General features: G+C 59.5%; 21 protein-coding genes and 1 pseudogene. 12 read left to right on the forward strand and 10 right to left on the reverse strand.

Features of this window, described 5'->3' with window-relative positions:
- Nucleotides 1-76 precede the first annotated feature (76 nt).
- The 4 genes from ACKLNA_RS26400 to ACKLNA_RS26415 all read left to right on the forward strand — a co-directional run bounded on the left by ACKLNA_RS26400 (nucleotide 77) and on the right by ACKLNA_RS26415 (nucleotide 4631).
- Complete coding sequence (locus ACKLNA_RS26400; protein ID WP_408987582.1) at nucleotides 77-1567, forward strand: aldehyde dehydrogenase; 1491 nt, start codon at nucleotides 77-79, stop codon at nucleotides 1565-1567.
- Between the two features lie 52 nt (nucleotides 1568-1619).
- Nucleotides 1620-2903, forward strand: a complete 1284-nt coding sequence (locus ACKLNA_RS26405) for an FAD-binding oxidoreductase (RefSeq protein WP_096822853.1) — start codon at nucleotides 1620-1622, stop codon at nucleotides 2901-2903.
- 205 nt (nucleotides 2904-3108) lie between these two features.
- Complete coding sequence (locus tag ACKLNA_RS26410; protein WP_011333561.1) at nucleotides 3109-3657, forward strand: cupin domain-containing protein; 549 nt, start codon at nucleotides 3109-3111, stop codon at nucleotides 3655-3657.
- Nucleotides 3658-4313: 656 nt separating this feature from the next.
- The gene (locus ACKLNA_RS26415; protein ID WP_408987583.1) at nucleotides 4314-4631 is read left to right on the forward strand and encodes a hypothetical protein; all 318 of its coding nucleotides are present in this window, start codon (nucleotides 4314-4316) and stop codon (nucleotides 4629-4631) included.
- A gap of 189 nt (nucleotides 4632-4820) precedes the next feature.
- On the opposite strand, the pseudogene ACKLNA_RS26420 reads toward ACKLNA_RS26415, so the two are convergent.
- A pseudogene (locus ACKLNA_RS26420) lies at nucleotides 4821-5075 on the reverse strand (hypothetical protein); the annotation flags it as partial.
- Nucleotides 5076-5266: 191 nt separating this feature from the next.
- Here ACKLNA_RS26420 and ACKLNA_RS26425 point away from each other — a divergent pair.
- On the forward strand, nucleotides 5267-6193 hold the full coding sequence (locus tag ACKLNA_RS26425) for a hypothetical protein (protein WP_408987584.1): 927 nt from the start codon (nucleotides 5267-5269) through the stop codon (nucleotides 6191-6193).
- A 176-nt stretch (nucleotides 6194-6369) separates the two neighbouring features.
- Here the strand turns inward: ACKLNA_RS26425 and ACKLNA_RS26430 are convergent, their stop codons facing one another.
- A complete protein-coding gene (locus ACKLNA_RS26430; RefSeq protein WP_408987585.1) occupies nucleotides 6370-6657 on the reverse strand; it encodes a fructose-bisphosphate aldolase in 288 nt (95 codons plus the stop codon).
- Nucleotides 6658-7245: 588 nt separating this feature from the next.
- Between ACKLNA_RS26430 and ACKLNA_RS26435 the strand changes: the two genes are divergently transcribed.
- The 5 genes from ACKLNA_RS26435 to ACKLNA_RS26455 all read left to right on the forward strand — a co-directional run bounded on the left by ACKLNA_RS26435 (nucleotide 7246) and on the right by ACKLNA_RS26455 (nucleotide 10825).
- On the forward strand, nucleotides 7246-7671 hold the full coding sequence (locus tag ACKLNA_RS26435; RefSeq protein ID WP_408987586.1) for a hypothetical protein: 426 nt from the start codon (nucleotides 7246-7248) through the stop codon (nucleotides 7669-7671).
- Nucleotides 7672-7871: 200 nt separating this feature from the next.
- The gene (locus ACKLNA_RS26440; protein WP_408987587.1) at nucleotides 7872-8261 is read left to right on the forward strand and encodes a hypothetical protein; all 390 of its coding nucleotides are present in this window, start codon (nucleotides 7872-7874) and stop codon (nucleotides 8259-8261) included.
- A 15-nt stretch (nucleotides 8262-8276) separates the two neighbouring features.
- Nucleotides 8277-8699, forward strand: coding sequence for an HD domain-containing protein (locus ACKLNA_RS26445; protein WP_408987588.1), 423 nt, complete (start codon nucleotides 8277-8279; stop codon nucleotides 8697-8699).
- 28 nt (nucleotides 8700-8727) lie between these two features.
- A complete protein-coding gene (locus tag ACKLNA_RS26450) occupies nucleotides 8728-9747 on the forward strand; it encodes an AbrB family transcriptional regulator (protein WP_408987589.1) in 1020 nt (339 codons plus the stop codon).
- Between the two features lie 292 nt (nucleotides 9748-10039).
- Nucleotides 10040-10825, forward strand: coding sequence for a DeoR/GlpR family DNA-binding transcription regulator (locus ACKLNA_RS26455; protein WP_408987590.1), 786 nt, complete (start codon nucleotides 10040-10042; stop codon nucleotides 10823-10825).
- 59 nt (nucleotides 10826-10884) lie between these two features.
- Here the strand turns inward: ACKLNA_RS26455 and ACKLNA_RS26460 are convergent, their stop codons facing one another.
- The 8 genes from ACKLNA_RS26460 to ACKLNA_RS26495 form a co-directional block, all read right to left on the reverse strand.
- Nucleotides 10885-12168 (reverse strand): NAD(P)/FAD-dependent oxidoreductase, encoded by a 1284-nt coding sequence (locus ACKLNA_RS26460; protein WP_408987591.1) that lies wholly within the window; start codon nucleotides 12166-12168, stop codon nucleotides 10885-10887.
- Nucleotides 12169-12202: 34 nt separating this feature from the next.
- Nucleotides 12203-13567 carry a glutamine synthetase family protein gene (locus ACKLNA_RS26465; protein ID WP_408987592.1) on the reverse strand — a complete coding sequence of 455 codons (1365 nt, stop codon included), beginning with the start codon at nucleotides 13565-13567 and terminating at the stop codon, nucleotides 12203-12205.
- A 423-nt stretch (nucleotides 13568-13990) separates the two neighbouring features.
- Complete coding sequence (gene chrA / locus ACKLNA_RS26470; protein WP_408987593.1) at nucleotides 13991-15337, reverse strand: chromate efflux transporter; 1347 nt, start codon at nucleotides 15335-15337, stop codon at nucleotides 13991-13993.
- Nucleotides 15338-15408: 71 nt separating this feature from the next.
- On the reverse strand, nucleotides 15409-15870 hold the full coding sequence (gene moaE, locus ACKLNA_RS26475; RefSeq protein ID WP_408987594.1) for a molybdopterin synthase catalytic subunit MoaE: 462 nt from the start codon (nucleotides 15868-15870) through the stop codon (nucleotides 15409-15411).
- A gap of 3 nt (nucleotides 15871-15873) precedes the next feature.
- A complete protein-coding gene (locus tag ACKLNA_RS26480) occupies nucleotides 15874-16125 on the reverse strand; it encodes a MoaD/ThiS family protein (RefSeq protein ID WP_408987595.1) in 252 nt (83 codons plus the stop codon).
- Nucleotides 16122-16607 (reverse strand): cyclic pyranopterin monophosphate synthase MoaC, encoded by a 486-nt coding sequence (gene moaC / locus ACKLNA_RS26485; RefSeq protein ID WP_408987596.1) that lies wholly within the window; start codon nucleotides 16605-16607, stop codon nucleotides 16122-16124. Before moaC ends, ACKLNA_RS26480 begins: the two co-directional genes overlap by 4 nt.
- Complete coding sequence (fdhD, locus tag ACKLNA_RS26490) at nucleotides 16604-17446, reverse strand: formate dehydrogenase accessory sulfurtransferase FdhD (RefSeq protein WP_408987597.1); 843 nt, start codon at nucleotides 17444-17446, stop codon at nucleotides 16604-16606. Before fdhD ends, moaC begins: the two co-directional genes overlap by 4 nt.
- A 108-nt stretch (nucleotides 17447-17554) precedes the next feature.
- Entirely contained in the window at nucleotides 17555-18454 is a 900-nt protein-coding gene (locus tag ACKLNA_RS26495; protein WP_085708636.1) for a LysR family transcriptional regulator, read from the reverse strand.
- A 298-nt stretch (nucleotides 18455-18752) separates the two neighbouring features.
- Here ACKLNA_RS26495 and moaB point away from each other — a divergent pair, with 298 nt between their 5' ends.
- Nucleotides 18753-19292, forward strand: coding sequence for a molybdenum cofactor biosynthesis protein B (gene moaB, locus ACKLNA_RS26500; RefSeq protein ID WP_085733108.1), 540 nt, complete (start codon nucleotides 18753-18755; stop codon nucleotides 19290-19292).
- Entirely contained in the window at nucleotides 19289-20494 is a 1206-nt protein-coding gene (glp, locus tag ACKLNA_RS26505) for a gephyrin-like molybdotransferase Glp (protein WP_408987598.1), read from the forward strand. The genes moaB and glp overlap by 4 nt, the downstream gene beginning before the upstream one ends.
- Nucleotides 20495-20497: the final 3 nt, after the last annotated feature.

Consider the following 20497-nt stretch of genomic DNA (forward strand, 5'->3'; position numbering starts at 1 on the left):
CTCAAGCGTTTACCTCGCAAGCACCGCCGCTCCCATGTGAGCGGCGGTCACCTCTTTCTCTGTGTGAGTCACCCCCATGACCATGACCCGCAACGACTGGGAACAACGCTTCCAGTCCCTGACCATCGAATCCCGCGCCTTCATCAATGGCGAATACCGCCCGGCCATCAGCGGCGACACCTTCGAATGCCTGAGCCCCGTCGACGGCCGTTTCCTGGCCTCCGTCGCCAGCACCGATGAAGCCGACGCCAACCTCGCCGTCGAAGTCGCGCGCCAATCCTTCAACTCCGGCGTGTGGGCCAACAAGGCCCCGGCCGAGCGCAAGCGTATCCTGATCCGCTTCGCCGACCTGATCCTGCAACACCAGGAAGAACTGGCGCTGCTCGAAACCCTCGACATGGGCAAGCCTATCAGCGACTCGATGAGCATCGACGTCCCGGCGACCGCCAACGCGATCCGCTGGAGCGCCGAGGCCATCGACAAGATCTACGACGAAGTCGCCGCCACCCCGCACGACCAGCTCGGCCTGGTAACCCGCGAGCCAGCGGGCGTAGTCGCGGCCATCGTGCCGTGGAACTTCCCGCTGATCATGGCCAGCTGGAAATTCGCCCCGGCGCTGGCGGCGGGTAACTCGTTCATTCTCAAGCCTTCGGAAAAATCCCCGCTGACCGCGATCCGCATTGCGCAGCTCGCACTGGATGCCGGCATTCCGAAAGGCGTGTTCAACGTCCTGCCAGGCTTCGGCCACACCGTCGGCAAGGCGCTGGCGCTGCACATGGACGTCGACGTGCTGGCCTTCACCGGCTCCACCGCGATTGCCAAGCAACTGATGATTTATGCCGGCCAAAGCAACATGAAACGCGTCTGGCTCGAAGCTGGGGGCAAGAGCCCGAACGTGGTGTTTGCCGACGCACCGGACTTGCGCGCGGCAGCACAAGCGGCGGCCGGCGCCATTGCGTTCAACCAGGGCGAAGTCTGCACCGCCGGCTCGCGTCTGCTGGTGGAGCGTTCGATCCGCGAGCAATTCATCCCGCTGCTGGTGGAAGCTTTGCAGGCATGGAAACCGGGTCACGCCCTCGATCCGGCCACCACCGTCGGCGCCGTGGTCGATCAGCGTCAACTGGACAACGTGCTGCGCTACATCAGCATCGGCCGGGAGCAGGGCGCCGAGCTGATCGCCGGCGGCCGCCGCACCCTCGAAGAAACCGGCGGCACCTATGTCGAGCCGACGATTTTCGACGGCGTGACCAACGCGATGACCATCGCCAAGGAAGAAATCTTCGGCCCGGTGCTGTCGCTGATCACCTTCGACACCGTCGAGGAAGCGCTGCAGATCGCCAACGACAGCATCTTCGGCCTCGCCGCCGGAGTCTGGACCAGCAACCTGAGCAAGGCCCACACCTTTGCCCGTGGCCTGCGCGCCGGCAGCGTGTGGGTCAACCAGTACGACGGTGGCGACATGACTGCGCCGTTCGGTGGCTTCAAGCAGTCGGGCAACGGTCGCGACAAATCGCTGCACGCGTTCGACAAGTACACCGAGCTGAAAGCGACCTGGATCAAGCTCTGACTCTTTTACAGCGGTGGTCGCCTGCAACCGGCGACCCTCGGAGAATAAAAAAATGAAACAACAACACGTGAACAGCTACTACGCCGCCACCCGCAACGAAGTGATTGATTTCCCAATCCTCGAAGAATCGGTGGAGTGCGATGTCTGCATCATCGGCGCCGGCTACACCGGCCTGTCCTCAGCGCTGTTCCTGAGCGAAGCCGGTTATAAGGTGACGGTGCTGGAAGCGGCAAAAGTCGGCTACGGCGCCAGCGGTCGCAACGGCGGTCAACTGGTCAACTCCTACAGCCGTGACGTCGACGTGATCGAAGAGCGCTACGGCGACAAGACTGCTGAAATCCTCGGCAGCATGATCTTCGAAGGCGCCGACATCATCCGTTCGCGCATCAAGGAATACGACATCAAGTGCGACTACCGCCCGGGCGGCATTTTCGCGGCGATGAACAACAAACAGCTCAAGGGCCTCGCCGAGCAAAAGCGTAGCTGGGAACGTTACGGCAATAAAAACCTGAAGATGCTCGATGCTGCGGACATCCGCCGCGAAGTCGGCTCCGATGCCTACGTCGGCGGTCTGCTGGACATGCAGGGCGGCCACATCCATCCGCTGAACCTGGCCCTCGGTGAAGCCGCGGCCATCGTGCGTCTGGGTGGCAAGATCTACGAGCAGTCCGCTGCGGTGGAAATCAAATACGGCGAGCCCAACGTCGTGCGCACCGCCAAAGGCCAGGTCCGCGCCAAGTACCTGCTGATCGCCGGCAACGCCTACCTGCCGCAAGGCCTCGACAACCGCGTGACCGCCAAGAGCATGCCGTGCGGCTCGCAGATCTGCGTCACCGAACCGCTGACCGAGAAGCAGGCCCGCAGCCTGATCACCAACAACTACTGCGTCGAAGACTGCAACTACCTGCTCGACTACTACCGCCTCACCGCCGACAACCGTCTGCTCTACGGCGGCGGCGTGGTCTACGGCGCCCGTGAACCGGACGACATCGAAACCCTGATCCGCCCGAAGATCCTCAAGACCTTCCCGCAGCTCAAGGACGTGAAAATCGACTACCGCTGGACCGGTAACTTCCTGCTGACCATGTCCCGCATGCCGCAATTCGGCCGCATCGAGAAAAACGCCTACTACATGCAGGGCTACAGCGGCCACGGCGTCACGTGCTCGCACCTGGCCGGCAAACTGATCTCGGAAATGATCCGTGGCGACGCCGAACGTTTTGATGCCTTCGCCTCGCTGCCACACATGCCGATGATCGGCGGCCGCACCTTCTCGGCCCCGCTGACCGCCCTCGGCGCGGTGTATTACTCGCTGCGCGACCGTTTCGGCATCTGATTTACCTCGCCGGCGGCGCCCCCAAAAAGGGCGCTGCCGGCTTTTTCATGTGCCGTCCATCGAACCTGCTGAGCAACACCGACAAACGTGATTTAATAGCCGCCTTTCACGGTTCCGGGACACGGGAGCAACGTGATCCGCGCGCCTTGCGCGGCACCCGCCACCCACCCCCATTACCCTTAAGTCGTTCTCACATAAGGCTGTCATGGATACGGGTTCTCGACTCAAACTAGTACGCGAAAGCTACAAACTCTCCCAGCGCGAGCTGGCCCGGCGTAGCGGCGTGACCAATGCCACCATCTCCCTGATCGAACAGAATCGTGTCAGTCCTTCCGTCAGCTCACTGAAAAAGCTGCTCGAAGGCATCCCGATGTCCCTGGCCGACTTCTTCACCTTCGACCAGCCCCCCCGCGAACACCAATACGTCTTCCGCGCCAACGAACAACCCGACCTCGGCCGCCACGGCCTGCGCCTGCTGCTGATCGGCGCCTCGGTCCCAAGCCGCCAGATGCGCCTACTGCGCGAGCAATACGCGCCGGGCGCGAGTTCGGGGGAAGAGCCGATCGTTCACGCGGAAGGTGAGGAGTGTGGGCTTGTCACCCGTGGCACGGTCGAGTTGACGGTGGATGGGCAGGTGAGTGTGTTGAGTGCGGGGGATGGGTATTACTTTCCGACGACGCTGCCGCATAAGTTCCGGAATATCGGGGCGGATGAGGCGGAGATTATTAGTGCGAATACGCCGGCGAATTTTTGACGAAAATGTTAAAGCGCTCGCTTCGCATGGAGCCTAAATAAAAAAGAACCGCAGAGATGCGGTTTTTTTACGACCCGAAATTTTTTCCTAGCTCGTTTTCTGAGTATTTTTGAGTGATGCTTATGTGCCATCATGTGGATCCAAAAAGAGGAGATGGCTCATGGCCGACAAGAAGGACGAAATGCTGGGTGGGACTGTCGCCGCAGGAGTCGGCGCAGCGACGGGAGCGGGCCTAGGTGCGGCCTACGGTGTGACAGCTATCGGGGTTGCCGCAGCTGAAACGGCTGCTGCGGCTGCACTTGCAACCGCTGGGTCAGCCGCAGCAACCACTGCAACGCTGGCTGCAGCAGGAGGCGGCAGCTTGGCAGCAGGCGGAACCGGGATGGTGGGTGGGGTAACGGCGATTGCGGGAAGTGCTGCTGGCGCTGCCGTCTTACCTATTGTTGGGTGCGCTGTTGCCGGAGCTGCGGTGTTAGGGTTGGTAGGCTGGGGGGCTTATAAAGTCGGCCGTAAACTTCTTGATGATTGAATAAAGCTAGTCGCAGAATATTTAAAAATGAGATTTTTCTTCGAGGCTTTATTGTTCTCGGCAATTCGATTGTAAAGATCGGTAGCGAGCCAGGCTTTTTTGATTTGAGCAGATAAGGATATTGCAGATGTGGTTTTTTAAAAAGGAAGGTCGTGCTACATATCTTGAGTTCTTGAGGAATTTAACTCCGCAGATCCTGCTATTCGCCGCCATCATGATTATTGGCGAGAAAATGATGAGGCAGCCCCCTGAGTCGTGCGTGTGGTATGGCATTGGGATCTTTGTGCTGGTGCTGTTTGCAATTATGTGGATTCTTGCATTCGCTGCCAATGGGTCACTTTTGTATGACAAGGCATTAGCCAGTCGCTCTGATATTGAAGAACATAAGAATATGCTGGAAAAAAGCGGGTTAAAGGGGGGGGGAGTTGGCATGGACGTCCTTTAAGTATACTTTTGATAATCATCGTCTTTTGGTTGCTGAAGTTGTGATCATTATTTTTGTGATCTATGGAAGTACAATTTTGGCGATGATGTCCGGTGTTATAACTGCACTTGGTTTTCTCAAGAATGTAAACTGAAAAGTGGCTTGAAAGATGGCGGATTTATTTGTGTAAATCCGTTATCTTCAAACGTTCTAGCCAAGAACATCAAATTCTCGTTGCTCCATAACTCGGCACACTTTACTCACATCCTGAGCCAAGATTCTGGCGATGGTACTGATGGTACTGATGGTACTGATGGTACTGATGGTACTGATGGTACTGATGGTACTGATGTCTTGTTCGGCGTCATCGGACAAGTGGATGCAGGCCATCAGATCCAAGTATTTCAGAACAGCATTGAGCCGCTCCCTGAGGCAGGTGTGAAGATCGCTCAGTGGGGCATCTGAAAAGGTGACAGATTTATTCGCTCAGCATCTGAAACATCTGAAAAGGTGACAGATTTATTTATGTGGCAGGATGCCGAAGAGCTGAAACGACGTGCTGTTACCGGTTTCCAGGATAAATACTTCTCCGCCTGTCTGGTCCGTGCGGCACAATAGTTTTTTATTATTTTCTATCGATTGCGGTGGTGCAGTAGATGTTTTCTTGTGAGCAATACTCAATGTTGACGGAGGTTAAATCCGTCTTTCTATTTGTAGGTGGTTTGACGACGGCGGCTTACGTAATTTATTTAGGCGCTATGGTAGTTCTGAAGACGCTGAGGCGTGATCTAAATCGTCTGGTCAGTAATAGGTTTTTTGTGTCTCTGGTGACTTTTGCCGCTCGTCGATGCATTTGGGTCGCTGTTTGCGTATCTGTCGGAATGGCTATCTGTGGTTGGATGATATTGGCACTGGATTACCTCTTATCATTGAGATTCGGCCCCTTTGAAGAGTGCACAACAGTGTACTTTCTGTATGGGTGGAAAATGTGTCTCACTGGAATGGCGCTTGGTTTTCTGCTTTATTTTGCGACAAAAGCTCAGCGTTTCCACATTCCGCTTGGTAAATTCACATCGCTGACAACCAGTACCCCTCGAGAATATCACCTGCATCTAAATGGCAAAATTGAACCGGTGTCAATGGCATACGTTTATGCACGAAACTCCATTAATAAACTTATAAAGGAACACTCTGGATTCGTGTTGGTCATGGAGTCTTGGCTTTTGGCCAAAGATGCTATTCCGCCAATAGGAATAGAGGCGGTCAAGGGAACGTACTCTTCTGTTGTTTTGTGGCGTAGTCGAAGCGGGGGGAAGTTTGTTCGAGGTTTTTTGCTGGTCTGTAGACTTGTTGCAATGTTTGTCTTGGCTCCAGTGATATATAAAAAATATCGTGATCTTCGGCTGAGTCCAATGACTCCATCGAGGGGTATGCAGTTGCTGTTGGCGAAGTTTTCTTCCCTTAATGTCAGTTGGAGTTATAAAAGGACACCATTTTTTCAGCTCTTGGTTTTAACTGCCCTGTACCCGGAAAGAATGGAAGCAGCAACAGGGTGTAGCGGAGTAGTGGTTATAGAGATTTAAGCTAGAAATGCTTTTTATTTTTGGAATTTAGAAGGTGACAAGTTTTCTTGTGTAAGTCCGCCATCTTCCAGTGCCCTATCCAAGGAAAACGAAAGAAAAGGTGACGAAAGAAAAGGAGAAAGGTGACGAGAAAAGGTGACAGATTTAATAATGTGAACCTGTCACCTTGAAAATTTCTAGCCAGGAACATCAAATCCTCGTTGCTCTATAACTCGAAATATATCACTCACGTCTTGCACCATGATTCTGGCGATGGTGGTGACTGTGTTTATGTCATGTTCTGCGTGGTCAGGTAAGTGAATGCAAGCCATGAGATCGAGAAATTTGAGGACGGCATTCAGGCGTTCACTGAGGCAGGTGTGTAAATCGCGCAGGGGGATGTCGGCGTCGATGAGCAGCACCGGGTGGTCGGTGGCTGGATGGGACATGTTCACGCAGTGGCGGAGCGGAGTTTTGCTGGTCATTTGGAGCACTCTTCAATTGATTAAGGAGCGCCACCTTTCTGCTGCGAAACAAATGGGTGGCAGCTGTATGCGGGTTCGCAGACCGGAGAAGAGCTAAACCGGCAGACCTGAAGGTCTCCCACACACAGCCGCCATAAAATGAAACTGCAGCGAATTTTGCCACAGTTGTTATTGAGCGGTGCGCGTCACTTCTGAGGGCTGCGAAACCCTATCGCCAAATTCGTTCAGCGACAGACCCACTCTAGGCACCCATCCCCACTGCCGCAATCAGCCTGTAGGACTCTAAATCACCACGTCTGGCCAGAGAGTTACCTCGCGTTCGGCGGCGCAACCGGCGTAAATCAAGGGCTGCGGAGTAACAGGGGAAAACGACTTGCCAGATTTCGGCCCGCTTCGCAGCCCCGCAAGAACAAGCTCCCTCACCACGCGGAGCAATTTCCTACGGCGTTTTCAGATCAAAAAATTCCCCACACATTCCACCCCCGGAACTTTCCACAAAACCGATGTCAATTTGATGGCGTGTCGCGACGCTCATTCATCGGCTCAAGCAGTGCCAGGCTGATTCCTGGTCAACCATGGAAGTGTGTGATGAGACTATTACTCGCAATGTTGTTGATGTTTAGCGGCTACAGCTTTGCCAGTTGCGGCAACATTGATGACCACGATCAGCGTGCCTATTGCAATGCAAGGGAGAGCGGCAGCAGTTGCGGCAACATCGAAAATCACGATCTGCGGGCGGCGTGTAACGCGGAGATGGGCGGCAGTTCCTGCGGCAACATCGACGACCATGACCAGCGCGCCTACTGCAATGCCAAACAGAGCGGCAGCAGTTGCGGCAACATCGATGATCATGACCTGCGTGCACGGTGCAACGCAGAGCAGGGTGGCAGTTCCTGCGGCAACATTGATGACCACGACCAGCGTGCCTACTGCAATGCCACGACGGGCGGCAGTAGTTGCGGGAATATCGACAACCATGATTTGCGCGCGCGGTGTGAGGCGATGAAACGCTGATCCATCGGTCAATGCCAAACGCAAAAAGGGACACCCAACGGTGTCCCTTTTTCGTGGGCGCCGGAAACGGAATCCCCGGACCACCCAGTCAATCTTTTCACTTGCCACAACCCGGCTCATCGCCAAAGGTTCCCCCCATCCGCACCACGTCGTAGACTGCGAAACAAGTTGTAATGCCTCTCCCACGGACGGAACCGCGCATGATTCAGATCGGCCATCGCAACAACGCCCCCACGCCGCAGCACAAGACCCAGGATATCTACATCTTCAGCATCGACCTGTCCCGACCGGCGACGCCTTTCTGTTTCGAGCAATCGATTGGCGGCGGGCATGTGGAGCAGGGTGGTGCGCGGTGGCTGGCGCTGGATGAGCTGGAGGGCTGGCCCGGGGAGTGGCGCGAGCATTTGAAGAAGGCCAATTGCGCCTGGGTGGCCGAGTTGCTGGACTCGCATCCGGGGGAGAGTCAGCCTGATCTGGTCTCGCTGATTCTCCAGCGCTACGCCGAGCCGGCGCAACCGACCGGGCGCTTGCAGGCGATTGGCCGCTGGTTCAAGCGTCATTTCTATATTGGCGGCCGATATGGCGTCTGACCCGAGGAAACACTCATGACTCAGACTCTGGAACGCGCCATCGCCATTGCCGCCACAGCCCACGCAGGGCAGGTAGACAAGGGGGGTGCGCCGTACATTTTGCATCCGCTGAAGGTCATGTTGCGCATGAGCAGCCTGGAAGAGCGCATCGTCGCGGTGCTGCACGATGTGGTCGAGGACTGTGGCATCAGCCTGGATGATTTGCGCAAGGAGGGCTTCAGCGAAGAGGTTTTGTCGGCTATCGAATCGGTCACCAAAGTGCCGGGCGAGTCCTACGAGGACTTCGTCGAGCGTGCGGCGCAGAACCCGATCGGGCGGGTGGTGAAACTCGCGGATCTGGAAGAAAACAGCGACCTGTCGCGGATTGCCTCGCCGAGCTGGGAGGATCTGGAGCGGGTCGAAAAGTATCGGCGGGCGATTGGACGGTTGCGCGCCTGACGTCATTTGAATAGCCAGGAAGGCGACCATGAAATCCATTCTGTGTCTGTTGATCGCTGCCGTTTTCGGCGCGCTGTTGCAGTTCGAAGGCGTGCCCCACGGCTTGCTGCTGGGCTCGATTCTCGTCACCGCACTGGCTGCCACCAAATTTGGTTTCGCGCCCAGGACCCCTTATGGCTTGGGTTACATCCAGGTCACCCTCGGCATCGCCACAGGCTTGATGTTCGAGGCCTGGGACAGTGCGACTGTCTCGACGATGTTGCCAAGCCTCGGCCTGTTGCTGCTGTGCCTGACATTACAAGTGGCGCTGTCCGCCTGGTGGCTGGCGCGCGGAGCCGGATGGAACCGCACCGACGCCCTGCTGGCGGTGTATCCGGGGGCGCTGGCGGCGGTGTTTGATTTGCTGGAATCACATCAAGCGTCGAGCAAAGTCATCATCGTGCACCTGATGCGTTTGCTGCTGATCACGGTGCTGGTCAGTTTGCTGATTCCCGGTCAGGCAGCGGTCGCGGTGGCCGAGGTCGATCCGCTGTCCACGGGTATGGCGTTGACCGTGTTCTCGCTGATTATTTCGAGCATCGTTGTCGGGCGATTGCTGCTGGCGATTGGCGTACCGGCGCCGTTCATGTTGACGGCGATTATCCTGACGGCCGTGTTCCTGAAATCGGGATGGCTGCACGGTTTTCACATGCCGGACTGGAGCCTGAATCTGGCGGCGCTGATTCTCGGGGTGCGGATCGGCTCACGCTTCCAGGGCCTTGGTCTTGCGGAACTGGGACGTCATGGCCGTACGGCACTGGTCTCGGTGGGTTTGATGATTCTGGTCGCCGCAGGATTCGCCGAAGTGGCGGCGCGGTTGCTGGGCAGTGATGCGTTATCGCTGTGGCTGGCCTACATGCCAGGGGCCATTGAGACGATTGCCATCGTGGCGTTTGGTGGCGGGTTGAACGTGGTGTTTATCCTCACTCACCATCTGGTGCGGATGGTGCTGTTGCACTTTGCGCCGGCGTTGTTGGTGCAGGTGCGTAGAGCGCGGGAAGAGGTTTGATCCGTTTGTGCTCCCGAACCTGCTGTGCGGGAGCGTGCCACTGAATCACGCGTGTCCGAGGGCAATCGCAAACGACACGACGATCATGCACGCAAACGCAAAATTGAGATTCATGAGCTGTTCATCCTGAGCCTTGTTGAAGTGGTGCCATTGTGAACAGGCCGGATGCAAAGAAAAAATTCGGCTTCATGATTTCAAAGATCGAAACAATTGATATCAGCCGGTTTGTGTTTGGCAGATGCATTGGTTAGGCTCGCCAAACCTGCAATTACAAGCACAAACAGGCAAAACCATGCACGATCATTCCGCTTCCGAGCTTCCCTCCCTGCGTCGGCAGAAAATCCTGCTGATCCTCGAACGTGACGGCAAGGTTATGGCGTCCGAGTTGAGCCAGCACTTTGCGGTGTCCGAAGACACCATCCGCCGCGATCTGGCGGAACTGGACAATGCCGGGCTGGTGCAGCGGGTGCACGGCGGGGCGTTGCCGCGACCGAAGGATACCGGCAAGGATTACTTCACGCGGATCAGTGAAACCGACGAGGTGAAAACCAGCCTTGCGCAGCTGGCGGCGGGAAGGGTGAAGGACGGTCAGATCGTGCTGTTCGATTCCGGCACCACCACGTTGCAGATCGCCCGTTCGTTGCCCTCCGATATTTCGATCACCGCCGTGACCACGTCACCGATGACGGCGATCACCCTGGCCGAATACAAGGGAGTCAAAGTGATTCTGGCGGGCGGGCAGTTGAATCTGGCGACGATGTCAGTCAGCGGTCACGAGACCGTGCGACTGCTGCAAAGTATCAAGGCTGACCTGTTGTTTACCGGAGTGTGTGCGATTCATCCGGAGGTGGGCCTGAGTTCGCTGTATTTCGATGAAGTGCCGGTGAAGCAGGCGTTGTTCGACAGTGCGGCGCAGGTGATTGCCGTGACCACCGCCGACAAGCTGGGGGCGGTGGAGCCGTTTGTGGTGGCGCCGTGCAGCCGGGTGCAAACGTTGATTACCGAGCGGCATCTGGCGTCGGGCAGTGCCGAGGATTATCGGCGGTTGGGGATTGAGGTTGAACAGTTGCAGGACTGAATTTTTGTGGTGATGCTGATGGCCCCTTCGCGAGCTTGCTCGCGATGGGGCCCGTTCGATCAGCGCAATTTTTCCAGCATCTGGTAGTACCACATGCCAGCGGCCAGCATCGGATTCCCCAGCAGATCCCCCATCGGCACGCGAATGTGCGAGCACGCGGCGAACGTGTCGAACTGCTGCATCTGCCCGGTGATCGCCCGGCTCATGATTTCGCCCATGATGTGGGTCGTCGCGATGCCGTGGCCCGAGTAGCCCTGGCAATACCAGACATTGTCCGAGAGCTTGCCCAGTTGCGGGATGCGGTTGATGACGATGCCCATTGCGCAGCTCCACTGGTAATCGATCTTCACCCCTTTGAGCGCCGGGAAGGTCTGTTCGATGCACGGCCGCAGTTCGCCGGCGATGTCCCGTGAGTCCTTGCCGCTGTAGTTGGCGCCGCCGCCGAACAGCAGGCGGCCGTCGGCGGTGAGGCGGTAGTAGTCGAGGACGAAGCGGCAGTCGTAAACGGCAAGGTCTTCGGGGTTGATCTGCCGGGCCAGATCGCCCAGCGGTTCAGTGGTGACGATGCCGCCCATGGCCGGGAAGATCTTGCCCTTGAGCTGGCCAGGTTCGAGCTTGTGGTAGACATCGCCGGCCAGCAGCACCTGATTGGCGTCGATCCGGCCATGGGCCGTGCGTACGCCCGGGCTGTCGCCGTGGATGATCTCCAGCACTTCGCTGTTTTCGAAGATCAGCGTGCCGAGGCTTTCCGCCGCCCGTGCTTCACCGATACACAGGTTGAGCGGGTGCAGATGCATGTTGCGGGTGTTCTTGATTGCGCCGTGATAGAGGTCGCTTTGCAGCAGGTCGCGCACCTGGCTGCGGTCGAGCAGGCTGACTTCATCGCCCATGCCGCGACGCACGGCTTCGTCGTAATCGCTGCGCAAACCAGCCATGTGGCTCGGCTTGTAGGCGGCGTGCAGGTGGCCGTGTTTGAGGTCGCATTCGATCCCGTATTTTTCGACGCGCTGTTTGATGATTTCGTGGCCGCGCCAGCGCAGGTGCCAGATGAAGTCGTCGACCTCATCGCCCAAGGTGTTGCGCATCTGTTTGCGCATCGCGCCGTCGCCGGACAGGCTGCCGGTCACCTGTCCGCCATTGCGCCCGGTGGCGCCCCAGCCGATCTTGTGGCTTTCGACGATGGCGACTTTCAGGCCTTTTTCCGCCAGTTCGACGGCCGTGGCGACGCCGGTGAAACCGCCGCCGATGATCACCACATCGACTTTGTGCCGGCCTTGCAGGGTCGGGTAGTCGGTGTCGCGGTTGAGGGTCGCGGTGTAGTAGGAGTTGCTGCGTTCAGTCATGTCGGTATCCAAGGCAATAAAGAGGAAAAAAGGATCAGGCTTCGGTCAGGTACCAGCGCCAGTCCTGCTCACCCACTTCGGCCATGAACTGCCGGTATTCCGCACGTTTCACTGCCAGATACACCCCGAGAAATTCCTGCCCCAGCGCATCCCGTGCCCAGGCCGACTTTTCCAGCGCCGTGAGCGAAGTCAGCCAGTCGGTCGGCAGCAATTCCTTCGCCTGCGCATAGCCATTGCCTTGCACCGGTTCGCCCGGATCGATGTCTTCTTTTATCCCGCGATGAATGCCCGCGAGAATTGCCGCAGCCGCCAGATACGGGTTGGCATCGGCGCCGCAGATGCGGTGTTCGATGTGTCGGGTGTTGGCCGGGCCGCCGGGCACGCGCAGGCTGACGGTGCGGTTGTCGACGCCCCAGGTCGGCGCCAATGGCGCGTAGCTGTTGGCCTGGAAGCGGCGGTAGGAGTTGGCGTTGGGGCAGAACAGCAGCAGCGAATCGAGCAACGAGGCGAGCATCCCGCCAATCGCCGTGCGCAGCAGCGGGGTGCCGGCCGGGTCTTCGGAGGCAAACAGATTGCGCCCCTCGGCATCGGCGAGGCTGACGTGCATGTGCATGCCGGTGCCCGCCAGATCATCGAAGGGTTTGGCCATGAACGTTGCCTGCATCCCGTGCTTGTGTGCCACGGCTTTGACCAGCCGTTTGTAGCGTACGGCCTGGTCCATCGCCGCCAGCGCATCGCCGTGTTCAAGGGTGATTTCTACCTGGCCCGGCGCGTATTCCGAGATCGCCGTGCGCGCCGGAATGCCGTGCAGTTTGCAGGCGCTGTAGAGGTCGGCGAGGAACGGTTCGATCTGTTCCAGTTCACGCAAACCGTAGACCTGGGTGTGCCTCGGTCGACCGCCGTCGGCATCCAGCGCTGGTTGCGGGCGACCGTTGTGATCGCGCTTGGCATCGAGCAGATAGAACTCCAGCTCGCAGGCCATCACCGGGTAATAGCCCTCGGCCTTGAGGGCGTCGATGACCTTGATCAGCAGGTGACGAGGATCGGCAATGCTCGCCGGCATACCTTGTTCCGGGTGCATGCTGACCTGTACCGCCGCAGTCGGAATCTGCCGCCACGGCAGGCGCACCAGGCTGCCTTGCAGCGGGTAAGCGCGGCAGTCGATGTCGCCGACGTCCCACACCAGACCGGAGTTTTCCACGTCCTCGCCATGCACGGTCAGGCCGAGGATGGTGCTCGGCAGCGGGCGACCGCTTTCGTACACGGCGAGCAGTTCTTCGCGATGCAACAGCTTGCCGCGCGGCACGCCGTTGGCGTCGAGGATGAACAGCTCGATCATGTCGATGTCGGGGTTCTGATCCAGAAAATTGCGTGCGTCTTCAATGGCTGCGAATTTCATAATCAATCACTCACGATGGCGCCGCACAGGCGCGCAGATTCAGGCCGGACGCAGCTCGGCAAAAGGCGCGGGCGTCCTGGCAGGGATATCGAAAAAAGAGGGGGAGCTGTCGCGATTTTTAGCGGCGCGATCAGACGGACAGGCAGATATCCGGCGGGCGTGCGGAGTGACGCAGCTTGGAACGGCTCAGGGCCATGGGGAGATTGACGATGCGATTCATGCGCGGCCCCTGTGAAGGAGGGCGCACAGTGCAGAGACGTTCAACGATTCTGATTGTTGTAGTGACGTGCTCATGACGCGTGTTTCCGTTGGCGGAAAACGTCGGCGGCGGGAGTGTCCCGCCATGCCGGTGTGGCTGGATAGTAAGGGGGAAGTCCGGGATAAGTAAACGCCTGATTCCGATGCGTGCGGCAAGCCACCGGCTCAGCGCAACAGATGAAACCCCAGCCCGACGAGGGCGCAAACGATCAACACCTCGATCACCCCGCGCTTGAAAACAAACAGCCCGAGGGTGGCGGCGAGGGCGAGCAACAGCGCAAAAAAATCAGGCTGTGCGGCAAAACCCTTGGGCCAGAACACGTGGTAAGCAAAGAAACACGCCAAATTGAGGATCACCCCGACCACGGCAGCGGTGATCGCCGTCAGCGGAGCGGTGAACTTCAGTTCGTTGTGGGTCGACTCCACCAGCGGCCCGCCGGCAAGGATGAACAGGAACGAGGGCAGGAAGGTGAACCAGGTCACCAACGTCGCAGCCAGCGCACCGGCGGCAAACGCGTGTTCCGGGCCGAACGTCGGTTGCACGTAAGCCCCGACGAAGCCGACGAATGCCACCACCATGATCAGTGGCCCTGGCGTGGTTTCGCCCAGGGCCAGGCCGTCGATCATCTGCGTCGGCGTCAGCCAGCCGTAATGCCCGACAGCGCCCTGATACACGTAGGGCAGCACCGCATAAGCGCCGCCGAACGTGAGCAGCGCCGCTTTGGTGAAGAACCAGCCCATCTGGGTGAAGGTGCCTTCCCAGCCGAACAGCGCCATCAGCAGCGCCATTGGCAGACACCACAGCAACGCGCCGATCAGTACCAGACGCAACAGCCTCGGCAGGCTGAACCGCGCATGTTCGGGTGGTGGGGTGTCGTCATCGATCAGCGCCGGGCCGAAGGACTTTTCGCTGCCTCGATGACCGCCATTGTTGAACCGCTGCGGCGCCCAGCGCCCGCCGAAATAGCCGATCACTGCCGCGCCAAGCACGATCAGCGGAAACGGCACGTTAAAGGCGAAAATCGCCACGAACGCCGCTCCGGCAATTGCCCACAACCAGCCATTTTTCAAAGCCCGGGAGCCGATGCGATGAGCCGCGTGCAACACAATCGCGGTCACCGCCGGTTTGATTCCGTAAAACACCCCGGCCACCACCGGTACGTCGCCAAACGCGATGTACACCCAGGACAGGGCAATCAGAATCAGCAGCGACGGCAGCACAAACAGCGCCCCGGCCAGCACGCCGCCGCCAGTGCGATGCAGCAACCAGCCGATGTAGGTCGCCAGTTGCTGAGCCTCGGGGCCGGGCAGCAACATGCAGTAGTTGAGCGCGTGCAGGAAGCGCCGTTCGGAAATCCAGCGCCGGCGCTCCACCAGTTCCTGATGCATGATCGCGATCTGCCCGGCGGGGCCGCCGAAGCCTATGCAGCCGAGTTTGAGCCAGAAGGGCCAGGCCTGGCGCAGGCTGACAGGCTTGGGGCGGGGCAAGTCCTCGGGGGGCGTCGTGCTCAAGTGCGGCTCCACGGTCCAATCGGTGCGAGCCGCTATCTAATCAGGCTTTTGTTGCAGCCGACAGTGCTCTGTCAGGCATGCGCCAGACTCCAGCGAAACGCCGCATTCTGATCACTCTCCCGCGCCTCAACCCAATGCGAACCCTCAGGCGTGGACTCACGCTTCCAGAACGGCGCACGCGTCTTCAGCACATCCATGATGAACGCGCAGGCCTCGAATGCCGCATGCCGATGTTTGCTGCTGACGCCGACAAACACGATCGGCTCGCTCACCGACAGCGCGCCGACCCGATGCACAATCTCCACCGCCAGCAGCGGCCAGCGCTCGCGGGCCTGTTCGGCGATCTGCACCAGTGCCTTTTCGGTCATGCCCGGATAGTGTTCCAGAAACAGCTCCGTCACCGACTGCCCGACGTTCAGGTCCCGCACATAACCAATGAAATTCACCACCGCGCCCACCCGTGGATTGCGCGCATGCAGATCCGCAATCAACTGACCGGCATCGAAGCCTTTACGCTGGACTCGAACGCCCATGGTTCAACCTCCCGTGACCGGCGGGAAAAACGCGATCTCGTCGAAATCCTCGATCGCCTGATCCGGCTGACACAGCTCCTGATTCACCGCACACATCAGGTTGCCGGCGCCGAGCACTTCACGCCACAGATCACCCCGGGCCATCAGCATCTGCCGCACATCCTCGACACAGGCGAGGGCGCTGCTGGCCGGAATCTTTTCACCGCCCAGATTGAGCCGGTCACGGTAGCTGGCGAAGTAGTTGATCAGAATCATTGCGGGTTCTCCCATTGAAAGTGGCCCGAGCGGCCGCCCTGTTTACTCATCAGGCGGATGTCGCCGATGACCATCGCCCGGTCCACCGCTTTGCACATGTCATAGATCGTCAGCGCGGCGACGCTGGCGGCGGTCAGGGCTTCGAGTTCGACCCCGGTCTGGCCGGTGAGGCGGCAGGTGCTGGTGATCTGCACGCGGTCCGGCTCGCAGGCCTTGAGTTCGACGTGGATCGAACTGAGCAGCAGCGCATGACACAACGGAATCAGTTCGTGGGTACGCTTGGCCGCCTGAATGCCGGCGATCCGCGCCACGGCGAACACGTCGCCCTTGGGGTGGCCGTTGGACTGGATCATTTGCAGGGTTTCAGGACGCATCTGCACCCAGGCTTGCGCGGTGGCTTCGCGGCGGGTCGCGGCTTTGTCGCTGACGTCGACCATGTTGGCGCGGCCCTGATCGTCGAGGTGGGTGAGGGTGTCGCTCATTCGGTTGGCTCCTGGATCGGGCTGTAGATTCGCGGGGCGTTGCGGTGCGGAACGTGGATGAGGTTCAAGCGGTGCTTGAGCGCCCAGCGCACGGTCAACGCAGTGGGGGCGGACAGGCTGACGAGGGTGCCGAGGCGGGCGCGCACGGCTTTGTGAATCAGTTCGAGGCTGCAACGGCTGGTGACCACGACGAAGCCCTGACGCGCATCGAGGCCTTCGAACTGCAGGGCGCCGATCAGCTTGTCGAGGGCGTTGTGGCGGCCGATGTCTTCGCGGCACAACAGCGCTTCGCCGTCGGCGTCGAAGTACAACGCCGCGTGCAGGGCGCCGCTGCTGCGGGCCAGTTGCTGGGCCTGTTCGATGCGCTGGCGGATGCCGTCGAAATGCGCGGCGGGTGGCAACGGTGTCGGCGTCAGAATCTCCAGTTGCGGCAGCGCCTGCTCAAGAGCCTCCACGCCGCAGAGGCCGCAACCGCTGGTGCCCGCCATCTGCCGGCGATGATCCTTCAGGGCCCAGAACGCACGGCTGGAAATCTGTACGTCGGCCTGGCAGGCCTGGTCGAAATGGGTCAGGCGGATGTCATGGATATCATCGAGGCTGTCGACGATGGCGTTGCTCAGGCTGAAGCCGCGAATGAAGTCTTCGATGTTGCCCGGCGAGACCATCATCACCGCCTGGTTCAAGCCGTTGTAGCTGATGGCCAGTGCGATTTCCGCCGCCAGTGCCGCGTGGGACATCGGCGCGTCGTCGAGGTATTCGCGATAAGCCACTTGCGAAGGTTGTGGCGCGGGGGCGTTGGCGTCGCCCGATTCGATGAGTTGTTCAACTTGGCACAGCATCCTGAAAATCCCCGAAGCGCTGAAGTGGGTTCAGGCTACGGGGCAGGGAAAAGTGCGTCCAATCGCTTGTTCCGATGCAGTGATTGGATTGGTCGATCACTGAAGGCGTTAAACAGCAGGCGCCTCTATTCCGAACATCTTCCGCGCCTCGGCAAAACACTTCTCGGCAATCGCCGAGCGCGGTTCAGTCTTGCGCATCACCAGTCCCAGCGGCGCGAGCACGCTGGCGTCCGGCAAATTGATGAAAGCCAGATGTTCGATCGGCTCTTCCAGACCGCTGTCCAGCGGCATGATCGAGCAGCAGAAGCCCTGGTGAATCGCCTGCAGCAGTTGATAGGTCGAATCGCTTTCCATGATCGGCTGCGGATTGAGCCCGCGACTGCGGAAACTCAGGTCGATGGATTTTCGGTAATGCATGCCGGTGGTGATCATCCCCAGCGGCAGTTCGGCGGCGTCTTCCCAGCTCATTTCCGGGCCTTCGAAATGGAAGTGGCGGGTGTCGTAAAGCAGGCCGACGCGGGTCTCGCCAATCTCGAAAAACTCGAAATAGTTCGGGTTGACGTGGTCCAGATAACACACGCCCAGGTCCAGCTGATTGTTGCCCAGACCCTCGATGATCTCGTCCGAACTCAGGGACGACAGGCTGTATTTCAGCTCGGGAAATATCCCCGATAAACCCTGAATGTAATTGACCGGATTGAAGTTGCTCAGCGGCACTAGTCCCAGACGCAGACTGCCGACCAGTTGCCCGCGGCAGGCGGCAGCTTCGGCGAACAGCCCATCGTGGGCGGCCAGCAGGGTGCGGGCCCAGGCCAGTACGCGCTCGCCGGCCTGAGTGAAACCCTCGAAGCGCTGGCCGCGATTGACCAGCACCAGATCCAGCTCGTCTTCCAGATTGCGCAGGCGCATCGACAGGGTCGGCTGGGTGATGTGGCAGCGCGCGGCGGCCTGGCCGAAGTGGCGGGTTTCGTCCAGCGCAATCAGGAACTTGAGTTGTTTGATGTCCACGATGGCACCTGCTCGAAGGGAAATTTGGATTGAGTATTGACGCAGATGCGTACGGCGCACGAAAAGCGCAGGTGGCGACGATCCCACTGATCGCGTTTTACGTCCAATCGGAAGCGTTGAAGAGGCTATCGAGGGATTCAATCATGGCCGGTTTCATTGGCTGGATCAGTGAGCGCCGCCCGATAAAAAACGGCCGATAGAGCGGCTCGATAATGTGGTTGGTTAGAGTGATTAGACAGTCCTGATAAGTGGCACTTAGGCTCTGGCCCAATTGAATTGGCGAAGGCCGGAGAGTGCCATGAGTGTTAAAGCGGATGCCCTGTTTGTTCCCTTGAATATTGCCGTGCTGACGGTCAGCGATACCCGCGATTACGCCAGCGATACCTCCGGCCAGTTGCTGGTCAGCCGCTTGCTCGAAGCGGGCCACACCTTGAGTGAACGCAACCTGCTCAAGGACGACCTGTACAAGATCCGCGCCCAGGTCGCGCAGTGGATTGCCGACGACGGCATTCAAGTGGTGCTGATCACCGGCGGCACCGGTTTCACTGGCCGCGACAGCACCCCTGAAGCCGTGGCCTGCCTGCTGGACAAGCAGATCGATGGCTTTGGCGAGCTGTTCCGCGCCATCTCGATTCTCGATATTGGCACTTCCACCGTACAGAGCCGCGCACTGGCGGGCCTGTCCAACGGCACGCTGGTGTGCTGCCTGCCGGGTTCCACCGGCGCGTGCCGCACGGCGTGGGAAGGCATCCTTGCCGAGCAACTGGATAACCGTCACCGCCCGTGCAACTTCGTCCCGCACCTCAAACCGGTGCAAGCCTGCGGGCCACGGGGATGAGCAAGCCTGGATTGATGCCGGTCGAGGACGCCCTCGACCAACTGTTGGCGATGGCTGATGAACAACGTCTGCCGGACAGTGAATCGGTGCCGCTCAATGAAGCGCGGGGACGAGTGCTGGCCAGCGATCTGGTCGCCACCCTCGACCTGCCGCCGTGGCCGAACAGCGCCATGGACGGTTACGCGTTGAACCTCGCCGATCTGCACCGCAAGCCGCTGAGCGTGTCACAGCGGGTCTACGCCGGACTGGCGCCGGATGCGTTGCTGCCCGGCACCTGCGCGCGAATCTTCACTGGCGCGCCATTGCCCAATGGCGCCAACTGCGTGGAAATGCAGGAAAACACCGAGGTGCTGGAGGACGGTCGCGTGCGGTTTCTGCAACCGCTGAAAGTCGGCCAGAACATCCGCGCCCAAGGCCAGGAGAACCGCGTCGGCGACACTTTGCTGCGCGCAGGTAAACGCCTCGGCCCGTTCGAGCTGGCGGTGGCTGCGGGGCAGGGCATGACCCATTTACCGGTGGTCCGTCGTCCGCGTGTGGCGTTGCTGTCGACCGGTGATGAGCTGGTGGAACCGGGGCAGCCGCTGCGTCCCGGCAGCATCTACAACAGCAACCGCACTTTGCTCGACCACTGGTTGCGCGAACTGGGTTGCGAGGTGATCGACGCCGGGATTCTTCCCGATCGCCCGGCACAGACCCGGCTGAAGCTTGAGCAACTGCAAGTGGCGGCCGACCTGATTCTGACTACGGGCGGCGTGTCTGCCGGCGATGCCGATTGCCTCGGCCAGGTGCTGCGCGACAACGGCAAACCGCTGCTGTGGAAGCTCGCGATCAAACCCGGCAAACCGCTGACGGTCGGCCATTTCGGCACGGTGCCGGTGATCGGTCTGCCGGGCAATCCGACCTCGGCGCTGGTGACCTTCGGCCTCTTGGCGCGCCCGTATCTGCTGCACATTCAAGGCGTGGAGGAGGTGATGCCGCTGAGCTTCACCGTCAACGCCGGGTTCGACTGGCCGAAACCCGGCAGCCGCCGCGAGTACCTGCGGGTGCGTCTGGAAGGCGGGCAGGCGGCGCTGTATCCGAACCAGAGCTCCGGGGTTCTGCTCGGCGCGACCTGGGCCGACGGGCTGGTGGAAATTCCGGAGAACAGCACGTTGCGAATGGGCGATCCGCTGCGCTTCATTCCGTTCAGCGAGCTGTTTTAAGCA

The organism is Pseudomonas sp. UV AK001 (assembly GCF_046097675.1).
GTDB classification, from domain to species: Bacteria; Pseudomonadota; Gammaproteobacteria; order Pseudomonadales; family Pseudomonadaceae; genus Aquipseudomonas; species Aquipseudomonas kribbensis.